This window comes from Sporosarcina luteola (assembly GCF_023715585.1).
GTDB lineage: Bacteria > Bacillota > Bacilli > Bacillales_A > Planococcaceae > Sporosarcina > Sporosarcina luteola_D.
The window spans coordinates 1,907,128-1,927,013 of the sequence record NZ_JAMBOK010000001.1; the positions used below are offsets into that span (position 1 = coordinate 1,907,128).

Genomic DNA, 19,886 nt, shown 5'->3' on the forward strand with positions numbered 1-19,886 from the left:
TATCATCGGCTCGGCATTTTTCAACCCATTTATTTAAAAAAATTATCGAATACTGCCAGAAAATATTGGTTATCACCGACTAAGGGGGGTTATCACCGATTCTCGGCACTTTACCACCGTTGCCCAGAGTATTACCACCGATTCGGATGGCATTACCACCGTTGCTCAGAGCATTACCACGATTCGAATGACTTTACCACCGAATCGCCTTTTTTCGTAGCAATTCGCCCAACTAAAGCGCAGCCTTCACCGTTTTCCGGTAATACCCGACCGTCAAAAAGGCGAACATGAGATAAATAAGCACGTAGATACCCATGGCGATCGAAGCGGGCAATGTAATATCGGACATGAACATGAATGACGCGGCTTTTATCGCAAAGATGGAATGCAACAGCCCAATCATCAACGGAACTCCGAAGACGAATACTTGCTTGCGGACGATACCGCGCATAATGTCTTGCGCGGTGAAACCTAGCTGACGCAATGTTGCATAGCTGCTTTTCTCTTGCTCCGCCTCCGTCATTTGCTTAAAGTACAAAATGCTGCCTGTCGAAATGAGGAACACGAGCCCTAAGAACCCAGAGATAAAGATGAATAAACCATTGTTCTCCATCCCCGAAGCGTATTGGGAATAGTAATCAAATCCGTGCTGATCATCTTCCTCATTAATACGCTTGAAAATCGCAGAAGCTTCGGCAAGCTGATCACGGTCTAGAACATCGATGGCATAGGTGTTTGAAATGCGCCATTCGTTTTCATCATTCAGAAACAGCTCTTTTAATTCATGATAAAATGCATCTTTCACAACAAGGTGTGTCATCGCTGAAGTATTTAATGCATTTCCTTCGCTCACTTTTACAACTTTCATATCGGCTTCTATTTCTGCATTCGATAATTCGATATTGAATGGAACTTCCATCGTTTTCAATAACCAGTATATGCCCGCATCATAAAGGTACGCAGCGTCGGAGTCAGAAACTTCAATATCCACACCTGCTTGTTGCAATTGTTTGTCGCTTATTATATATGCTCCAAACGAATTGGACATCAATTCTGATACACTGCCACCTTCGAATTCACCATCCACTTCTAGCGTTTCAACTGTTGAATACGAATACGTAATCTGTTGCTTATCTAGTTCGCTGATGAATTTTTCGGCAGCACCTTTACCGTCATCATACCAAAAATCATCAAATGCAAAATCAAAAGGATAAATGAGACGGACTTCCTTTTCCGTCGAATAATAAAGGGAATACACGCCCGCCAACATTGTCAGCGTCATTGCGGATAATACCGTAATAATCGTCAGTGAATTCGCATTGCCCTTCATCCGATGCATGATCGGCGCAAGCGACAAGCTGTTATACAATCCAAGATGGCCCTTCTTCCTTTTGCGCATCTGATACAGCACCCACCCGATCGCCACGCGGAACAATAAAAAAGTACCGAGAATTGTCGTAACCAAAACGACGATCATATTGATGAACAGCAAAGCATTCAACATCCGGCCGGATAGCCAGTATCCGAACGCGATGAGGGCTATCCCTAAAATCGCAAGAAAGGCTGACCTGATAGCTTTCGGCTTTTTCGGATGCTCGCCGGTCTTCTCGGCATTGAATAGTCCAAGCAACGTGTTGCGGTAGACTGCAACGAGCATTTGCATTGACGTGAGAATGGTGATTCCAAGAAATACAATCACCGTCTGGATGACAGCCGCCGTCGAAAACTCCACTTCGATAAATCCATCAAAGCCGATGAGCTTCATTAGCAATAATAAAAATACGCGTGACACGAGAATCCCTATGCCAATCCCAATCGCTAACGCCCCGGCGCTCAGCAAGGAATTTTCGATAATCAACAGACGCGAAACTGATCCTTTTGTCAGGCCAATCAATTGATACAGCCCGATTTCACGGCTTCTTCTCTTCAAGAAAATCGCATTTGCATAAACGACGAAAATCCCTGCGATGAATAACAGTAAGATTCCTGCCACTTTGAACGCCGCACCCATGCTGCCGCCAGACCTCTCAACAACCGACGGATCATGCTGCAACGTCGCAAAGACGAAGTACAGGACGACACTTAAAATAAGCGCAAAAAAGTATAAGTAATAATGCTTGATGTTTTTCCGCATGCTGCGGATGACGAGATCAAAGAGCGTCAACGCTGTCACCCCCGAGGACACCTTGAACTTTCAGGATTTCCTGGAAGAAGGCCTGTCTCGTTTTATCGCCGCGGTACAGCTCCGAGTAAATATTGCCGTCCTTCAGGAAGACAACACGGCTGCAATAGCTTGATGCGACAGGGTCATGCGTCACCATCATGATCGTGACGCCGCGTTGTTTATTGACATCCTCCAATGTTCCGAGCAACGAAGACGCCGATTTCGAATCAAGCGCGCCCGTCGGTTCATCTGCAAAGACCATGGATGGCTTGTTGATGAGTGCACGCGCTGCGGAAGTCCGCTGTTTTTGGCCGCCGGAAATTTCATGTGGATATTTATCTGCCAATTCTTTGATGCCTAAAATATCGGCAATCGAGTTGAATTGATCTTCCGCCACCCGCTTTTTCATTTTGCCAAGTGAAACTGGCAGCAGGATATTTTCCTTCACCGTCAATGTGTCGAGAAGATTGTAATCTTGGAAGATGAACCCTAATTTGTCTCGCCTGAATGCGGATAATTCGCGGTCCTTCATCTTCGAAATATCAGAATCTCCAATAAGAATCGAGCCCTCCGTCGTACGGTCGATTGTCGCTAGAACGTTCAACAATGTCGTTTTTCCTGCGCCGGACGCCCCCATGATGCCGACAAATTCGCCTTCCATTACCCGCAAGTCGATCCCTTTCAATACTTCTTGCACATTTCCGCGAGTTCCGTATGATTTGCGGATATTTTGAGCATGTAATACTGTTTTATATTGATCCATCATTGTACCCTCCCTGTTTGCTATACCCTTATCTTAACGGGTGAACTAACTCCGGTCGTTTGATTTAGATGACAAACAGGTCGGCCAATGTGACATTATTGTCATGTTCGTGTGGCGTCAAACTCGTTTTCGGTGGAAAACGTCATATTCATCGTCGTTCCTTGATCCGGCACGGACTCGGCGGACAGTGAAATCCCAATTTTCGATGCCACTTGTTGGGCAAGATACAACCCGAGTCCTGTCGCAGCATTATGCAGCCTTCCCGTGCCCCCGGTGAACCCTTTGTCGAAAATACGGGGCAAATCGTGAGCCGGGATTCCCGGTCCATCGTCTTTTATTGATAAAACCGGATTTCCTCCCTGCGATAGACTAGTTCGAATGCAGATGACGCCTCCTGCCGGACTGTATTTCGCTGCATTCGTCAGCAATTGGCGGATGATGAAGCGGCACCATTTGCTGTCCGTGAGCACTTCCATATCACCTTCGATTTCCACTGCGATATTTTTCTCAATATACCAAGATCGCAGCTCGCGGATTTCGGGTGTGAGCAACTGTTGCACCTCAATTTTCTCCAATACATAATCCGATTCAAGCGTGGTTAATCGTGAAATATAGAGCTGCCGGTCGATAAGCAAATGGACACGCAGCCAATCCGACTCTATTTTACGGATGGCCGGATCTTGACGATTTGCGTCGATTGTCAGTTTCATCGACGTCAACGGCGCCTTCACTTCATGCACCCACGCAGCTGTATAGTCGCTTTCCATAAGGTTTGCGGCCTTCATTTCCGAAAGCTTCTGCAAATGATCATCCGCCACTTGCCGCAACAGATCATTGATTGTTTCGTCACGATTGAAAAGCGGTTCCGGAAGCCCTTCCTGCCAGTCCCTTGAAGGATCTCCGGAAATTTGAAGAAGTTCTTTCTTATATTGCGTCTCCTTTTTGTATCGCCAGATGAGGAATAAAATGAAAATAGCAATGAGCAGCAGGTTAAGGTAAATGAGGGAGCTTAGCTTCATTGCCAGCCCCTTATCAATCAAAATCATTAAGTCAGTGACCGCAATAGATCCGGCAAACAGGAGTATCCAACTTTTCATATCCTTCAAGTATGCAATGAACATCGTATCCCCCCTACAAGCTAACCGCCATATAACCCATTCCTTTTTTTGTGAGAATCGCGTCACCGAGTCCGATGTCTGCAAGCTTTTGGCGCAGCCGCGTCACATTTACGGTCAACGTGTTGTCGTTAACGAACCGTTCGTCGTCCCAAAGTTTGCGAATCAATTCATCGCGCGACACAATTTCATCCTTCGCCTGGACAAGCACCGCCAAGATGAAGAATTCATTTTTCGTCAGTTCCACTTCATTTCCATCAAGCCGAATGACACCGCGCTTCATATCAATCATCGCGCCGTTCCACTCAAGCACATCCGCTGGCTCTTCCGTGTATGCATATGTACGACGGAGTGTCGCTTGGATTTTCGCAAGCAGCACATCTGTATGGAACGGCTTCTGAATATAATCATCCGCCCCCATATTCATCGCCATTACCATATCCATCGGATGATCCCGCGATGACAGGAAAATGATCGGCACCTTCGAAACTGCTCGGATTTCCCGGCACCAATGGAACCCATCATAGGCGGGTAGCTGGATGTCGAGTATGACCAGATGGGGCCTCTTTTGGATGAAAGCCCCAATCACATCATGGAAATCTTCTGGTCCCGACACTTGAAGCGACCACTGCCCAAGCCTTTCCTTCAGCGAGTCAAATATCGCCCGATCGTCCTCCACTATGAAAACGTTCATCTCCATCCGCTGCACTCCCTTTCGTTAGTTAGTATTATAGTTCATTACCGCTGAAACCGGACACTTCTACGATGGTCGGACTTTCACCGAGGCGGCGAGTGTTATCACCGACTCGCAAGTTTCTGTATTTTCATAGGTAAAAGGAATTATCTTCATAGGTGTTTTCCTTCACTACCGACTCTCGGTACTTCCTCACCTTCTTGGACTAATTCATTAACTACTTTCGGCACTTAATCGCCGAATCAGCTTGGTTTATCATCGATCCGCAAGTTTGCGGAAAACTTCACATGCGCAGGTCTTAAGTTCTACAAATGACATATACTAAAAACCTACTAAATATCCAGTTATCCATTACTTCCATCTCCGAAATATGATATACTAATTAGCAAGACAGACGCACCTGATTGTTCAGGAAGCATAAATGTCTTCTTTTTTTGCCGCTGCTTTATATTTTCATTCCAAATTCAACACATTACAGTTTTGTGAAAAAACATAGGAGGATTATATGCTGAAATTTGAAAACGTAAGTAAAGTATATGATGACGGGTTCAAGGCTGTTGATTCTGTCAGCTTTGAAATTCCGAAAGGCGAGCTGCTCGTTCTCATCGGTCCGAGTGGTTCAGGTAAATCAACAACGATGAAAATGATCAATCGGATGCAACCGCATACAAGCGGGAAAATTTCGATAAACGGAAAGGATAACAAATCGTATGTCGCTTCCGACCTTCGAAGAAGCATCGGCTATGTAATACAACAAATCGGTTTATTCCCCCATTATACGATCGAAAAGAACATCTCCATCGTTCCTGAATTAAACGGTTGGGGCCCGGAAAAAATCAAGCCAAGAGTAAACGAACTGCTTGAACTGGTCGGACTCGATCCTAAAATCTACGCAAATCGCTATCCAAAAGAACTCTCCGGGGGACAACAACAGCGTGTTGGAATTGCTCGAGCACTTGCATCTGACCCCGAAATCATCTTAATGGATGAACCGTTCAGCGCATTGGACCCGCTTACTAGGGAGCAATTGCAAGGTGAACTCATTTCATTACAGAAAAAATTGAATAAGACTATCATTTTTGTAACGCATGATATGGACGAGGCACTCAAAATGGGTGACCGCATCGCAATAATGAAAGACGGCAAGCTCCTTCAGTTGGACACTCCAGAGAAATTACTTCACGAACCTGCCCACGGTTTTGTAGAGGAGTTCATTGGCAAGCATCGAATTATCCAAAACCCTGAACTGATGCCGGTTATTGACATCATGTCCGAATCGGTTGTCACATCTCTTCCTCAAAGTTCTCCTGAAAAGGCAATTTCACTTATCCGCCAGAGGAAAATCACGGATCTCATCATTGTGGATGAATCAAAAAATCTGCTAGGCATCGTTTCCGCCTACGACGTTATCAAGAAAGTGAACAACATCCGTACCATTGAAGAGCTAATGCAGCCGATCAGCCACATCTTGCAAGACACTGCTTCCGCAAAAGACGCCATCATTATGATGGATGAATCACCGTTCGGCCTGATTCCTATCGTGGATGAAAAGAATAAGGTCGTCGGTCTCGTAACTCGCGGTTCGTTGCTATCCGCATTGTCCAGCCAGTGGACGGATACAGAAACGGAGGTGGTTGCCATATGAATAATTTATCAATCTGGCAACAATTGACCGAACAATCACAGATGCGTTGGAGAGAAGTTCTTGAAGCGACTTCGGTCCATATCCAGCTTGTGTTCTTCTCGATGTTAATCGCGATCATTCTTGGCGTGTTCCTCGGAATCCTCGTCACCCGAGTTCCAAAACTGACGACACTCGTACTCGGCGGAACAGGCGTCATGCAGACAATCCCAAGTCTCGCCTTGCTCGGTTTCATGATCCCTATTTTCGGGATTGGCGTGAAAACTGCGATTGCAGCACTTTTCCTTTATTCGTTGCTGCCAATTGCCCGAAACACGTACGCAGGAATTAGCGACGTCGATCCGGCTACTCGGGAAGCTGCCAAAGGAATGGGTATGACGAGCATGCAAATTCTGTTCAAAGTGGAGCTGCCGCTTGCGATTCCAGTCATCATGGCCGGAATCCGGACAGCTGCAGTCATTAACGTCGGAAACGCAACACTTGCCGCATTTATCGGCGCTGGCGGACTCGGAGATTTCATTTTCCTAGGAATTACGCGCGGAATCGATGGACTGATCCTTCTTGGCGCAATCCCGGCCGCACTGCTTGCCATCATTCTAGAAGTGTTCTTCAGCTCGGTTGAGCGCTGGACGACGCCGAAAGGATTGAAAGTGTAATGAGGAAAAAGTTCGTTTCACTACTGCTCATGGCAGTTGTCGCAAGCATGCTCACCGGATGCATCTTCATTGAAGAAGATTCATTGACACTCGGTTCACGGAACAATACGGAAAGCATCATTTTGTCCCACATCATGGGGCAGTTGATTGAGAATAAAACAGATATTAAAGTCATCTATAAAGAAAACCTCGGCGGCTCCAACGTCGTTTGGAACGCAATGCTGAACGGCAATATCGACGTTGTTCCCGATTACACGGGGACGATTGTCGTCAACTATTACCATGAGGAGCCAGGCAACGCAGAGGAAACGTTGGAAATGACAAGACGACTCGTCGGTGAAGACGGCATCATCGCCTTCAACACATTCGGCTTCAACAACACGTACACCCTCGCGTTGGACGAATCAAAAGCGGAAGAACTTGGCATCGTCACATTCAGTGACTTCGCTGCTTACTCCAAAGATTTCACGTTAGGCGCGGTCTTTGAATTCATCGACCGCCCCGACGGACTCCCCGGCTTCCAAAAGGAATACGGGTTGAAATTCAAGAATGTCAAAGGTATGGACCACGGCATCATGTACCGTTCCATCAACGCAGGCGAAGTCGACGTCATCAACTCCTACACGACAGATGGTCAGCTGCAGGAATTTGACCTGCGTGTATTGGAAGACGACAAATCCTACTTCCCTCCGTATCACGCGCTCCCGCTCGTGCGGAAAGAAACGCTGAAGGAGTACCCTGAAATCGAAGCCGTCTTGAAACAGCTCGAAGGCATGATCGACGAAGAAGCGATGCAGAAAATGAACGCCAAAGTCGACAACGACGGCATGATGGTTGAAAGGGTTGCGGAGGAGTTTTTGGTGGAGAGTGGGTTGATTGAGGCGGTTGCGCGGTAGGTTATCGCCAACTTCCGGAGAGTTATCACCAATCTGGCAAGTCCAAACTCGGCAAGGCACCGTGAAGATTTCATTTACCACCGATTCTTAGGACATTACCACCGATTCAGGGGAGTTTACCACCGAATCTTAGGGCGTTACCACCGAATCTCGACACTTTACCACCGATTCGACATTTTCCCATCAAAAAAGCGCACAATCATGTGCGCTTTTTGCGTTCCGAGAGTAATTCCATTGTGTATACCCGATTCCGGTAGGTGCCCTCCGACTTTAATTGCATAGACATTATTAGCCGATGAGCAGTCTGCTGCCGATTAACTCTCAGAAACTCTCTACAATCTTTATTACTCATTCCACCGCCAAACAAAAGAAACCAGTCGCGGATCGCTCGTTTGTGGGCGTCTCGGCTCGTCTTTGCACAAGCTAAACAACGCCACCCCCCATTATATTTCTCCATACCAATAACACCACACCCCGGGCAAATCACACCCGTCCGGATGTCGCTGCGTCTAATAGAATAAGTTTCACAAATAGGAGAAGGAATAAAATCACGATGGGAGCTGCTGAGCTGCGATAATAGGTCGACGAATGTTTTGTCATCCAACAATGGGGAGGTTGTTGGCAGTTTGCGGATGAATGTGGGGACCGCGCTTGGGAATAAAATAGGGATTTTCGTGTCAAAAACTTCGATGCGCTGCCTGGCATACGCGAGGACGACGGCGCCGTAGACCGGCAATGACATATTTCGGCTATATAGCCAGTCCCGAAAAAGTTCACAGTTGCTTTCCAATTGGGCAATTGGGCTTTTAAACCCGCTCACTTGTCCGGAATCCAATGTGCGGATTAATTGCGGCAGATTTTCCGTCACCGTCAGTTCGCCCGCGATGTTTTTCACCTCGAATAAAACCGCGTACCATGGGGTGATAAACAGTGTGTCTACTTGAAAATACGCACTGGAGGCCAATGATAGATCGTGGAAAATACCATGCTTCATTGTAAAAGCATAGCCCTCAAATACCTTGTCCAATTCCTGCTCGCCGCCAAATCCGGCTTGGACCGCTGCATGCTTCGATCGCAACGCTGGAATCGCTGCATGGTGGCTCAGCAATCTTCTCATTGCTGCTTCCAGTCCTTCTAACAAGAGAGGGGCTTTTCTAAGTTTATGAATGAATTTGGTTCAACTCCTCTTCTATTATTCCGCTTCCAGATAGTCTACCATAGTTACTCATGACTAAATATTAAATACTCAGATACCTCATCATTCATTTTCCTCAATGTACTTATCAATCATCCTCCGAACAAATCGCATCTGCTGACTTTCTTCACTCCACTGCAACCGAATCCATTCGTACTCGCAATCGAGCAATCGGCTAATCAAAACAACTGCCTGCGCATGCTTTCCGGGTGTGATGCACTCCAGAATTTCCGTCAATTCCAGTATCACTGACTCAGGCAACGACCGCTCAATCGTCTTCAGCCCCAGCTTCGCGCGTTCCGGTGCATATCGATAGAGCAACACCCTCCCTAGATGATGCACAACGTTCGTCAGCATCCTCACCGACCAAATGTCATTTCCCCTTGCAGCTGTCTTTGAGTACTGGAATAAAAACCAGCCTACATCCATGACATCATCCCGATATTCCTCCTCCCTCAACGCCAATCCTTGCGTCTCCACGAATTCATCCATTAAACGATAAGGATCATACAACACCTTGAAATGATCGCCTCCAACAAACGATTCCTTCGTCACCGTGAATAAATCGATATGCAGTAAATCGTCAAACACGGCGATGATCTGAGGAGCGACAATGAAAATATCATCCATTAGAATGATGTCGCGATACGCCCGCAAATGCTCTACGCGGTTGACGAGAAATTCCTCCTTGCCCACCTCGTTCACTAAGCAATAAAGGTCGACGTCTGAATGCTCGTCATGCTCTCCTCTTCCCATTGACCCTTTCAGAAAAACCGCCTGCACATGCGGATCCTTTTCCAAACTGGCAGTAATTTTTTCAACAGCCAACTCCTGCGGTAACATAATCTTCCCCCTTACTTGTACAGTCCCACTGGACAGCCCCTTAGTTAAACAATTTTAACCAAAATGGATAATCGTATTGACCTTCAGACACTTGAAAGAATGTGCCAAACGCGCCGATATGCGTTATCCCATGCTCCCAGTGATAGATTGGGGTATAGGCTGTAAACAATAGAAAGTTGATTCTTTCAAGCTTCATCTCAACAGGTACCTCTACTTCCCCATAACATTCTTTGCTAAACTGCAAATATTGTTCTTCAGATGGATTCGTTACAAAAGCAATGAGAACAATGATTGCCAATAGACCGCCAAACCAGTATCTTTTTTTCATTCCGACACTCCTTGAAAAAATCAACTATTTTGGAACCTATCAAATTCATTAGCATTCTGGAACTCCTTAAGTTCCCATATCCTTCTCCATTCTATGCTGGTTCTCCTTCATTACACACAAATAAAAAGGAGCAGCCCAACTAAAGCACCTCCAATTGAAACTTTATACCGCTTTCATTCGTATTCACAATGAAAACAGGTAAAGGTTTATTAGCAATAACCATACCTAAATCGATAGCCGAACGAGAGGTTGATGTGTATGAGGAAGAAATCCTTAATTGAACAGAATAAAAAACGACTACGAATCATTTTTCTCTTTTTAATGGTCATTATGGTTCTGGTTATAATAGGAGGCATTTTTATTACAACAAATAGGTTTGGGACGGATCTTTATAAAGCGTTCGTCTATAACTTTATTGGAACGTCCTTTTTGTTTGCTGCTGGTTTGACATTCTGTATATTTATTTTGTATCACGTCTTTTTGATTACTGTTTACAATCCTCAGAGGATCAAAAAATCATCGGTCATCAAATTTGCATGTAGTGGGATAATCACCTTAATTTTCACCATAGTTTTATTAACCTTCGGTGGAACTGAAGCTAAAAAGTCTATCCAGAGTATGAAGGATTATGAGAATGGTGAATGGCAAGTCAAAGACGTATTAGTTACGGATATTTATAGAGGATCTCGTGGACATAAAGGATCTTATCGTTCTAATATTGTACTAATTGACACCGATATAGGTGAAATGACACTCTATTTTGAGGATTTTCTAATATATAAAGGGGAGAAGTATCGTTTCACTTATTTAGATGCAACAAACACGATTATCAAAGTTGAAAATATCATAGATTAAGTACTCCAATAGTCTATTATTTAGCCAGTACTTTAATCGCCGGGATAAGTAATTGAATTTCTCATTGAGTCAAAATATGAAACAGCCACCTTCTTTGTCGAGTCGGTGGCTGTTTATTTACTGTAAGAGCTGTTCCTTTAATCATTTTAAATGGGATGAATCTGCATGATTCATCCACTTAAGGGTATTCTATTCTGTCAGGAAGGTGATAAAAATGACGTCCTTTTGCCCAGAAAGTTGGCCGGAAGATCCGACGCCTGCAAGCGAGATTCATTGCGAGGAATGTGGACTTTATAAACAAGGAACACGCATGGTTTGGGGAGAAGGAAATCCAAAGGCACCTATCTTGGTGATTCTCGATAATCCAGGTGCGCGTGAAGATCGTGAAGGAAACTCGATGGTATGCGGCACACGGCAAACTTTGCAGCAAGCCGTTCATGAAGTTGGTTTGAATAAAGAACTTATCTATGTCACTTACATTTTAAAAAGACGGCCAGTTCGTGCGTATGACAAAGAATCGACCCGCCAAATCTGCATGCACCGCCATTTGGATGAGCAAATACAGGTGCAACAACCATCCGTCATCTTATGTTTAGGAAATGTAGCGGTACAGTCCTTCTTCCAAAACTCTGAAGTGGATGTAAAGGGTTTGCGTGAAAGCTGGCATGACGTTAAGGGATATCCGACCACCGCCGCCTACCACCCGCTTGCCGTCAGACGCCGTCCCAATCTATATCGATTATTCATTCAAGATTTGGCATTTGTAGCGAGTCGGATTCAACAAAGTATATGAGTTTCACCATACTACACGCCTTATAACTTATAATGATAAAAACGAAAAGTTCTCGAAAGGGATTTATCATGCCTATCATTGAATATGAAATATATGTCGATGCACCTATCCATATCTGTTTTGACCTCACCAGAAATGTTGAAGTCCACACGCAAACTACAACTAAAACGAAGGAGAGGGCCATTGCCGGAGTTACAACTGGACTGATGGAAAATGGTGATACTGTCACTTGGGAGGCTGTCCATCTTGGAGTGAGACAAAGATTGACCGCAAAAATAATAGAGATGGATCGACCACACCAATTCACGGATGTAATGGTGAAAGGTGCTTTTCACTCGTTTACGCATACACATGAATTCGTCGAAAGCGGAACAGGAACAATTATGAAAGATACCTTTGCGTACAAATCCCCTTTCGGCATCATCGGTAAAATTGCTGACCGCCTCTTTTTAGAAAAGTATATGAAAAATTTTATAGCCGATCGGGCAAAGGAATTAAAGAGAATAGCTGAAAGTAAGTAATGAAAACCGCAGCGGCACATCAAAACGAATAAACAAGACCATATTAAGACTGCAAATGCAAAATAATATGGGAGGTACTCGAAATGAAACAAGGTGCACACAGCAATTTATATTCCAATCCGAAGACGCCAGGTAATCGCAGAGAAGTGAAAGAAGAGATTTCGATGGAATTGGCTGAGCTCGGCAATCTTCAACCGAATCATGAGAAGATGACGCCGAATCATCGGGAGACGGCCGAGAGGGACAAGTACAAAGGCTAAGTACAGAAAGCCATGTCTGTTTGAATTCAGACATGGCTTCCTCTTTTCACTCTGCATACATACACCATCGAAACACTTTCCGCATGCAATTCATTCTCATCCCAATCACCATATACTTGTACAATTTCAAATCCATTTGAGTCTAATAATCGTTCCATTTCCTGCGGGAATGAATAGCGGAGGGAAATGCCATCTTGCTCCTCTGCGATGAGCGCATTATTCCGATAGACCTGCCGTTGCGTTTGGCAATCCAAAATTTGTGTCAAATGATTATAGACATCACGGTGGCTTTCAATCACTTGGTTGCCATTTTTATCGAGGAACTTCTCCTGGTACTCATCAACAGTAGAAAGCTCATTCAATGCCGGATTTCGTGAATCGAAAATGAAAATGCCCCCATCCACTAAATGCTTTCGGACAGATTGCAATAAAGCATCCTGCGCGTCATTCGTTAAAAAATGTTGAAAGGAATTTCCCGTCATAAAAGCTAACGAACTTTTCACAGGGATGTTCAATTGCGTGCAATCTTGATGAACAAATTTAATCGTCACATCTTGCTCTTCGGCCTTTTGCTTTGCTCGCGCCAACATACCTTCATGTAAGTCAACACCAATCATCTGAAATCCACGCTGTGCCATTGGGATTGTCAATCTACCTGTACCACAAGCTAGTTCGAGTATTTTTTGATCCGGATTCGCCCATTTTAAAATGAGGCCCAAATCCTTCTGATACCGTTCATACAGATGATCATACATTTCAGGATCTGCATATTTCTCTAGGTTACGTTCAAATGTATTTTGGCTCATTCACTCATCTCATTTCGTATCATTTCAGCTGTAACTCGGTAATCAAATTGCCTCTAGCTTTCAAGTTACCAATAGCCTCAGAAAGCGCCCGATTACTCGCTGGATCATTCCGTACGATAAGCAACTTATCCAAGTAAGGATGGAGAATCCCGTCCAACTTTCCGCGCTTTCCTTCAAAATCCTTCGTCCATTTATACATATTGCGAAGCATTTGAAGATCCGGCTCATACGCACATTCTTCTACACCAATCACTTGCTTCACATGCCTGCTAAAAATCCGGAATTTCCGTTTCCACAAAGGCGGATCCAGCCATATGACAATGTCAGCCAAGTCCAAAAGGAGGTGATAAGACGGGCGGTATACCCCTTCCGCAATCCAACTTCCTTTGGCCTCCATTTGGTGAATGACTCGCACTTGTTCATCAGGCGTCCGCTTTATCCGTTTTCCGCCTACCGTATGGTAAACAACCGCATCCAATTCAATAAAAGGCAAACCCGTCTGCTTCGACAAACCTTTTGCATATGTCGTTTTCCCGCTTGCAACGATCCCCATGATGAAGATTTTCATTTTCAACATTCCCGTTCTTGAAGTTTTGCCTTAAAAAAACATCAATCTATAAACTGTAATACTTCAATAACCTCTTCGATTTTATAAATGCCCCTAGCTTCTGCTGGACCTCCTACATTGATTCCTATACCAACCATATTCATTCGGATAGCTAATTCCATATCCACAATCAAGTCGCCTATTATGAAGGATTCATTCAATTAGATTGCAGGATATTTTTCAATAGCCTGTCGAATCATTCCTGTTTGGGGTTTGCAGCAATCGCAGCCTTCCTGCCGCCCATGTGGACTATAGAAAACATCTAAAATTTCCACTTCATGTCTTGTTAGTTCTTTCAACATTTTGTTACTTATATCTTCATATTGCCGTAATGGAATATAGCCTTCATTGATTAACTATTGGTTGGTAATGACAATAATTTTGAATCCTCTTTGCATAACTTCTTGCAATGTTTCAATGGAACCAGGAAGAAACTTAGGTTGGGTAATGGAGGACCATTTCTCATCAGAATAGTCTTGAATGATCGTTCCATCCCTATCAAAAAATGCTATCTTCAATGGTCACTCTCCTGTTCACATTTTAGTCGCTGCTGAGAAACACTCCTCCCAAAGAAATCAATCGTCTTTTGCCAAGAATCTTTACTTGCCTGGGCTGTATTATATTTAGTACCGCCGGTGAAATGATTGGCGGATACAGGAATGAAAGGAATTCCCGTTTCGTGACCCGCCCCTTCGTATACTAAATGCTTGTATTCATTCTCAAAATCGTTTTGCCGAAGCCTCTCCATTACCGCTTCATTCAACTGAACCGAATCGAAGCAAGCATCGTCCGTTCCGGAAATGAATAATACATTCCCATTTATCTTTTCAACCGGAATGGTCGCTTTTTCCGTTATTTGAGAATCAGAAGTTAGATAGTCGTACCAAATGCGAAGCGGATTCTCCCCTGCCTTCCGCATAGCAAGACATGTATTCGAAATTTCAATTGAATTGTCCGGACGTGCATACGGGATTGCTTTGCCTCTATAAGTCCATGAAGGAGGCAATTCTTTTTGCTCCGTCCACGGAACAATTCCGCAACATACTACAGGTGAACCGCTTAACGAAACGACTGCTTTGATGTCTTCAAAATGGGTTGCAGCTAATAAAGCAAGTTCTCCGCCTTTCGACGTTCCATGCATTCCTATCCATCCTTTTGCGATGTCTGGCCGGGCCTTTAGCCAATGAATGGCGCCTTCTATATACTCAAGTGGTATTTCAACGAGTTGTTTCTGAAGAGGTGCTTCACCCCAATAACCTAGAGCAAGTACGTTAAACCCACGGGACGCTAATAAAGAAGCAGGGTATTCATAGATTCCTCCTTCAGATCCACCGACAACGATGATTGCAGGTCTCGGAGATGAATCTTTAGCATGAAAAAATGTTCCTACTACCCCTTTTTCATTCACCGGCGTCCTCAGTATGTCATCGGAGATCCATTTGCGAGTGATGACTTTCGTGTCGATCACCTTTCCGTCACTTTCGAGCAAGATCATTAAGGATTGAGGCTGCAGTTTATCAAAGACTTCCTCGGAATTTTCTTCTGTACCTTTAACCTGCAAAGACCAAAATAGTCCCATCCCATCGACGCCTTTATATGTACCTTCAATTGGAGAAATTTGCTGTAAGTCAACGATACCTTTCGCATCCGCCGTATATGCCCCATATGATTCCATAAAATAAATCGTAATTCCCCAATATGATCTTCGCTGAAATCTCACCGTCACCTTCTGCCCACTGCTTAGCCCTGTCACCCGTATACCAACTGACCGGTCAATTAATGGCGATTCCATATCAATCTGCAATTGAGGCTGCTCCTTCATTATTCCATCCCCTTTCCCATCATTCCCCGATGCCACACGACTGCCTTCCGTTCAATTCGCGCCGCTAATTCGGCCTTTCCATTTATGTACGATTCAATATCATAGGGAAATTGCCGTGCTAACTTTTCTTTCAAATCCCCATATTCCTTCGCCTTCTCGGGATGCACTCGCAGGAAGTCACGGAATGCAAGATGGCGAACGATTTCCGGAGAACCCTTCTCGTAAATATGGACATGATGCGTCCGATTATCTCCGCCTTTTTGAAAATAGCGGCGACCTAAAATTGCATTCTCACCCTTCGCTTCATACCCGATTGCGGCCATACTTGCGTTATATTGATCGACTTGCGAAAGGTCTTTTACAACAGGCATGATGTCGATGATCGGCTTTGCTGACAATCCTTGTACGGACGTGCTGCCGATATGGTGGATTTCAATGATTTCCGCGCCAAATATCTCCTGTAATACAGCTGCTTCCTTTTGGTATTCAAGACTCCATCTTTCAGAAAAAGGCATCACATCTACTTTCCGCATAATGCACCTCCCTTTATCTACTGATGTCTGCCCTTTTCATTTCATAGTTTCTTAGTTGGATAGCAATCATATTCATCCACGTAATGATTGGAATGAAAATTAGTAACACTATAATCCCTAAACTTCCAAATAAACCTTGAACATTTTTAAGGAAATTAAAGGCATCAATTTTATAAAGTATTAAAAATGCCGAGCCCAATATAACTGTATTTAGTAAGAAAGAAAAAACGACTAACTTTGCCCTACTCCATTTCCTAGGCATCAAATGGCATAGATACGTGGAAACTATCAAAGAGCATAACAAGATGACGATTAAAATTGAATTTATCATGGATTCACCCACCCATCTTTTCAATATCACCTTAACCCCTACAGCAAAAGGGCTAACAGATTTCAAAATTGTTAACCCAGCCATGTACTTATGTTTCCGATGCGCTCATCAATTTCTTAATCAAACGAATTTGCCCACGGTGATTCAATTCATCCTCAAACACATGAAACCATTTGAAGTAATTATTCATAGGCTGCCCTCCCCAATATGGGGCTTGTTCGAAAAGCCAAGAATCGGGTAATGTCCCGAATGCGTCAATCGTCTTTTTCCTCGTTTGTTCCAGCTCTTCAAGGTAGTATTCAATTGGATTCCCTTTAATTTGTTCGCGTGCGGTCTTGCCAAGTTCTAGTGCAGGGTTCAGCATTTGGATATCCTCTTCCGTGAAGTCGCGTTTTTCAAATGTCTCGATTTGATATGCTCTTTCAACTGACACCATATGGGCGAGCAACATGCCGATAGAGTTGGCATCATCGTTAATGAGAAAATCCAATTGGCCGACTGTTAAACCTCTCACTTCCGCCAACGTTGTAACCCTTGTATATTCCATCATGGATGCCAGCTTGCTAAACTCCAAGCTTAGACCATCTTTTTGGTCGATTATAAATAATCCTTGATTTCCCATTATGATTTCCTCCTCTGTGTAGTCTTCACTGTTGCTAGTACTAACAATTGCCCCCAGTACTCCCACGCCTTTCTTGTATGATCCGTCATCTATTGTTATAATAATTGAATAATTAAAGTGAGGTGGATGGACGTGGAGTTTGAATTAAGCTTTAAGAATCCTGTAGTTAGTGCCTGGGTAATCATCATGGTGCTTTCTTTCATACTTGCGACGCTACTCATATTTTTAACTGATATCCCTAGAACTTACATTTCTTTATCCCAATCTATAGGGTCATGGACGATTTTTATTGCTTGGTTTCTTTTTTATAACAGAAAGAAAAAATTAGCTTGAGGCTGATTCCTTTGCTTCCTTTCCAATGGATTTCTGAAATTTACAATGCCCATCCGCCGTCGTTCCGATGAGTGAAAAACCATTCTCTTCATAGTACGTACGTAACTTGGCGTATATATGTTTTCATCTATCCAACTAAAAATGTCTCTTCCAATCCCCTTTTTCATATAATCAGGTCGCACTGCCAACCGATGAAGATAAAGAACCTCCGAGTTTTCTTCCTGTCCCCAAACATGCTGGTCCCACTCGCTTTGCTTCGAATAAAGCGAAAAGGTAGCAATGATTTCATTGTCCTGACACGCTACATAAGTATCTCTATTACCCACTGCTTGGCTTATTTCAACATCCTCCCCACCCTCTAATAGAAACCCCCATTGATTGATGTCATTCTTTTGCAGCCAAGCAGCGACTTCTTTTAGTAAGGCAATAATAATCGGAGCTTCCTGCTCGGTTGCCTTTCGGATCTCATATGTATTCACCCTATCCCACCTTCCTACTTACTTAATTCTCTTCATTAATTGCAAATTCCTTCATTTCATACAAAGGGGAAGCGGCCATCATCGTCGAATGTATTCCCATGGAGGGATGACCATGGGAAATGAATCACTAGTATTGAACAAAAAAAGTTGGGATGAGGTGGCACCACGGTTTTTCGGGCGGAATCCACTTCCTGAATATGGGCCGCTTGCGCCTCGGGAAGAAGAATTGAATTTACTTGGCGATGTGGCTGGAATGAAGATATTGGATATCGGGTGCGGAAGCGGGCATTCCTTGCAATATATGAATTCGCGCGGTGTCGGGGAGTTGTGGGGAGTGGATCTTTCCGAGACGCAGATTGAAACGGCGAAGGAGTTGTTAAAGGACTGCTCTTCGCCTGTTCACTTATTCGAGTCGCCTATGGAGGAAAACCCCGGGCTGCCTCTTGCATATTTTGATATCGTCTATTCCATCTATGCGTTAGGTTGGACAACCGATTTGCGCCAGACGCTCACGAATGTCCACCACTATTTGAAACCGGGCGGCATTTTTGTTTTCAGCTGGGAGCATCCATTGCATAGCCGTGCAAGCTTGGTGGGTAAAGAGCTTCATTTCAATAAATCCTATCACGAAGAAGGTGCTTATGATCACGAAGCTTGGCACGCGCCTGCAATCATGCAGCAGTATAGAGTGAGTACATATATTAATACATTGATCGAGTGTGGATTCGAAATCGAAAAGGTCGTTGAGGATGTTTCATTGACGGAAGAGGATCGGGTAAGACATGCGAATCGGTGGTATTCGTATGAGAAGGCGAAGATGATGCCGACTACGTTGATTATTAAGAGTCGAAAGAAAGGGTAAGCGGATAAACATATCAAGAGAAATAGAAAGCAGACTGTATACGAGAAGGAGAAAACAATGAACTATATTCAATCACTTAGAAGTGTTATTGGAACGAGACCCATTATCGCTCCTGGTTCAGCAATAATCGTGATGAACGACGTGAAAGAAATATTATTGCAATTGCGTTCAGATACGTACGATTGGGGAATTCCCGGAGGCGGCATGGAGTTGGGAGATAGTTTTGAAGAGACTGCCAGAAAAGAGCTATATGAAGAAACAGGTCTTATTGCAAACCGTTTAGAAATAGTAGGACTAGCTTCCGGAAAGGAGTTTTATTATAAATTCCCTCATGGAGACGAGATATATAATGCTGCAGTTATCTTCAAGGCTAAAGATGTAACTGGAGAACTAAAAATAGATCAAGAAAGTTTGGCGTTAGCCTACTTCCCCCTAGATTCTTTGCCAAATTTAAACGATACTTCACAAAAAATATTAGAAAAAGTTGGTTTGATTGTGTAAGGAGAGAATTAAATGGATGATGAACTAACAGAAAAAGAAAAAGCCGAGCTTGCGGAAAAGTTAGGATTAAATAGTAAAACTGAATCGATGAAAAGCACTCTTTTTCAAGGCGATTTCGGCTTCAGCATTGACTTTTCTACACACGTTCCAATACTTATACTAGCGGCTTTTCTGTTTATTCATCATAGAAGGAAGAGTAGATTGAAGAAAAGATAAAGATAACGGGCGCATATCCATACCATGGATTCGCGCTTTTTTTGATTAA

General features: G+C 43.9%; 25 protein-coding genes. 10 read left to right on the forward strand and 15 right to left on the reverse strand.

Features of this window, described 5'->3' with window-relative positions:
• Window positions 1–232: 232 nt before the first annotated feature.
• From M3193_RS09330 to M3193_RS09345, 4 genes are all read right to left on the reverse strand, one after another.
• The gene (locus M3193_RS09330; RefSeq protein ID WP_251626758.1) at window positions 233–2,173 is read right to left on the reverse strand and encodes an FtsX-like permease family protein; all 1,941 of its coding nucleotides are present in this window, start codon (window positions 2,171–2,173) and stop codon (window positions 233–235) included.
• Window positions 2,151–2,927 (reverse strand): ABC transporter ATP-binding protein, encoded by a 777-nt coding sequence (locus M3193_RS09335; protein WP_251626759.1) that lies wholly within the window; start codon window positions 2,925–2,927, stop codon window positions 2,151–2,153. The genes M3193_RS09330 and M3193_RS09335 overlap by 23 nt, the downstream gene beginning before the upstream one ends.
• Before the next feature lie 101 nt (window positions 2,928–3,028).
• Window positions 3,029–4,048, reverse strand: coding sequence for a sensor histidine kinase (locus M3193_RS09340; protein ID WP_251626760.1), 1,020 nt, complete (start codon window positions 4,046–4,048; stop codon window positions 3,029–3,031).
• 10 nt (window positions 4,049–4,058) lie between these two features.
• Entirely contained in the window at window positions 4,059–4,742 is a 684-nt protein-coding gene (locus tag M3193_RS09345) for a response regulator transcription factor (protein WP_285851869.1), read from the reverse strand.
• Between the two features lie 499 nt (window positions 4,743–5,241).
• Here M3193_RS09345 and M3193_RS09350 point away from each other — a divergent pair, with 499 nt between their 5' ends.
• Genes M3193_RS09350 through M3193_RS09360 form a run of 3 tightly spaced genes read left to right on the forward strand, consistent with a single transcriptional unit; the run spans window position 5,242 to window position 7,930 of the window.
• Complete coding sequence (locus M3193_RS09350) at window positions 5,242–6,381, forward strand: betaine/proline/choline family ABC transporter ATP-binding protein (RefSeq protein ID WP_251626761.1); 1,140 nt, start codon at window positions 5,242–5,244, stop codon at window positions 6,379–6,381.
• Entirely contained in the window at window positions 6,378–7,034 is a 657-nt protein-coding gene (locus M3193_RS09355) for an ABC transporter permease (protein ID WP_251626762.1), read from the forward strand. The genes M3193_RS09350 and M3193_RS09355 overlap by 4 nt, the downstream gene beginning before the upstream one ends.
• Window positions 7,034–7,930 carry a glycine betaine ABC transporter substrate-binding protein gene (locus M3193_RS09360; protein ID WP_251626763.1) on the forward strand — a complete coding sequence of 299 codons (897 nt, stop codon included), beginning with the start codon at window positions 7,034–7,036 and terminating at the stop codon, window positions 7,928–7,930. The genes M3193_RS09355 and M3193_RS09360 overlap by 1 nt, the downstream gene beginning before the upstream one ends.
• Window positions 7,931–8,129: 199 nt before the next feature.
• Here the strand turns inward: M3193_RS09360 and M3193_RS09365 are convergent, their stop codons facing one another.
• From M3193_RS09365 to M3193_RS09375, 3 genes are all read right to left on the reverse strand, one after another.
• Window positions 8,130–9,071 carry a nuclease-related domain-containing protein gene (locus tag M3193_RS09365; RefSeq protein WP_251626764.1) on the reverse strand — a complete coding sequence of 314 codons (942 nt, stop codon included), beginning with the start codon at window positions 9,069–9,071 and terminating at the stop codon, window positions 8,130–8,132.
• 117 nt (window positions 9,072–9,188) lie between these two features.
• Window positions 9,189–9,968 carry a nucleotidyltransferase domain-containing protein gene (locus tag M3193_RS09370; RefSeq protein ID WP_251626766.1) on the reverse strand — a complete coding sequence of 260 codons (780 nt, stop codon included), beginning with the start codon at window positions 9,966–9,968 and terminating at the stop codon, window positions 9,189–9,191.
• Between the two features lie 40 nt (window positions 9,969–10,008).
• Complete coding sequence (locus M3193_RS09375) at window positions 10,009–10,296, reverse strand: hypothetical protein (protein ID WP_251626767.1); 288 nt, start codon at window positions 10,294–10,296, stop codon at window positions 10,009–10,011.
• A 258-nt stretch (window positions 10,297–10,554) separates the two neighbouring features.
• Here M3193_RS09375 and M3193_RS09380 point away from each other — a divergent pair, with 258 nt between their 5' ends.
• The 4 genes from M3193_RS09380 to M3193_RS09395 all read left to right on the forward strand — a co-directional run bounded on the left by M3193_RS09380 (window position 10,555) and on the right by M3193_RS09395 (window position 12,725).
• Window positions 10,555–11,151 carry a hypothetical protein gene (locus tag M3193_RS09380; RefSeq protein ID WP_251626768.1) on the forward strand — a complete coding sequence of 199 codons (597 nt, stop codon included), beginning with the start codon at window positions 10,555–10,557 and terminating at the stop codon, window positions 11,149–11,151.
• A 214-nt stretch (window positions 11,152–11,365) separates the two neighbouring features.
• Window positions 11,366–11,944, forward strand: a complete 579-nt coding sequence (locus M3193_RS09385) for a uracil-DNA glycosylase (protein WP_251626769.1) — start codon at window positions 11,366–11,368, stop codon at window positions 11,942–11,944.
• Window positions 11,945–12,012: 68 nt separating this feature from the next.
• Window positions 12,013–12,465 carry an SRPBCC family protein gene (locus M3193_RS09390; RefSeq protein WP_251626770.1) on the forward strand — a complete coding sequence of 151 codons (453 nt, stop codon included), beginning with the start codon at window positions 12,013–12,015 and terminating at the stop codon, window positions 12,463–12,465.
• A gap of 83 nt (window positions 12,466–12,548) precedes the next feature.
• The gene (locus M3193_RS09395; RefSeq protein ID WP_251626771.1) at window positions 12,549–12,725 is read left to right on the forward strand and encodes a hypothetical protein; all 177 of its coding nucleotides are present in this window, start codon (window positions 12,549–12,551) and stop codon (window positions 12,723–12,725) included.
• Between the two features lie 26 nt (window positions 12,726–12,751).
• On the opposite strand, the gene M3193_RS09400 is transcribed toward M3193_RS09395, so the two are convergent.
• From M3193_RS09400 to M3193_RS09430, 8 genes are all read right to left on the reverse strand, one after another.
• Window positions 12,752–13,531 (reverse strand): class I SAM-dependent methyltransferase, encoded by a 780-nt coding sequence (locus M3193_RS09400; RefSeq protein ID WP_251626772.1) that lies wholly within the window; start codon window positions 13,529–13,531, stop codon window positions 12,752–12,754.
• Between the two features lie 19 nt (window positions 13,532–13,550).
• Complete coding sequence (locus tag M3193_RS09405; protein ID WP_251626773.1) at window positions 13,551–14,099, reverse strand: hypothetical protein; 549 nt, start codon at window positions 14,097–14,099, stop codon at window positions 13,551–13,553.
• Window positions 14,100–14,140: 41 nt separating this feature from the next.
• On the reverse strand, window positions 14,141–14,266 hold the full coding sequence (locus M3193_RS16730; protein WP_285851870.1) for a hypothetical protein: 126 nt from the start codon (window positions 14,264–14,266) through the stop codon (window positions 14,141–14,143).
• A 228-nt stretch (window positions 14,267–14,494) separates the two neighbouring features.
• Window positions 14,495–14,656, reverse strand: a complete 162-nt coding sequence (locus tag M3193_RS09410; protein ID WP_251626774.1) for a hypothetical protein — start codon at window positions 14,654–14,656, stop codon at window positions 14,495–14,497.
• Window positions 14,653–15,960 carry an acyl-CoA thioesterase/bile acid-CoA:amino acid N-acyltransferase family protein gene (locus M3193_RS09415; protein ID WP_251626780.1) on the reverse strand — a complete coding sequence of 436 codons (1,308 nt, stop codon included), beginning with the start codon at window positions 15,958–15,960 and terminating at the stop codon, window positions 14,653–14,655. The genes M3193_RS09410 and M3193_RS09415 overlap by 4 nt, the downstream gene beginning before the upstream one ends.
• Window positions 15,960–16,493, reverse strand: coding sequence for a GrpB family protein (locus M3193_RS09420; RefSeq protein WP_251626782.1), 534 nt, complete (start codon window positions 16,491–16,493; stop codon window positions 15,960–15,962). The genes M3193_RS09415 and M3193_RS09420 overlap by 1 nt, the downstream gene beginning before the upstream one ends.
• Window positions 16,494–16,912: 419 nt before the next feature.
• Complete coding sequence (locus M3193_RS09425) at window positions 16,913–17,446, reverse strand: DinB family protein (RefSeq protein ID WP_251626783.1); 534 nt, start codon at window positions 17,444–17,446, stop codon at window positions 16,913–16,915.
• A gap of 305 nt (window positions 17,447–17,751) precedes the next feature.
• Window positions 17,752–18,258 (reverse strand): GNAT family N-acetyltransferase, encoded by a 507-nt coding sequence (locus tag M3193_RS09430; RefSeq protein WP_251626784.1) that lies wholly within the window; start codon window positions 18,256–18,258, stop codon window positions 17,752–17,754.
• 112 nt (window positions 18,259–18,370) lie between these two features.
• On the opposite strand from M3193_RS09430, the gene M3193_RS09435 reads away from it, so the two are divergent.
• The 3 genes from M3193_RS09435 to M3193_RS09445 are packed head-to-tail and all read left to right on the forward strand — an operon-like array spanning window position 18,371 to window position 19,837.
• Complete coding sequence (locus tag M3193_RS09435) at window positions 18,371–19,120, forward strand: class I SAM-dependent methyltransferase (protein ID WP_251626785.1); 750 nt, start codon at window positions 18,371–18,373, stop codon at window positions 19,118–19,120.
• A gap of 57 nt (window positions 19,121–19,177) precedes the next feature.
• Complete coding sequence (locus M3193_RS09440; RefSeq protein WP_251626786.1) at window positions 19,178–19,621, forward strand: NUDIX hydrolase; 444 nt, start codon at window positions 19,178–19,180, stop codon at window positions 19,619–19,621.
• Between the two features lie 12 nt (window positions 19,622–19,633).
• Window positions 19,634–19,837 carry a hypothetical protein gene (locus tag M3193_RS09445; protein WP_251626787.1) on the forward strand — a complete coding sequence of 68 codons (204 nt, stop codon included), beginning with the start codon at window positions 19,634–19,636 and terminating at the stop codon, window positions 19,835–19,837.
• Window positions 19,838–19,886: the final 49 nt, after the last annotated feature.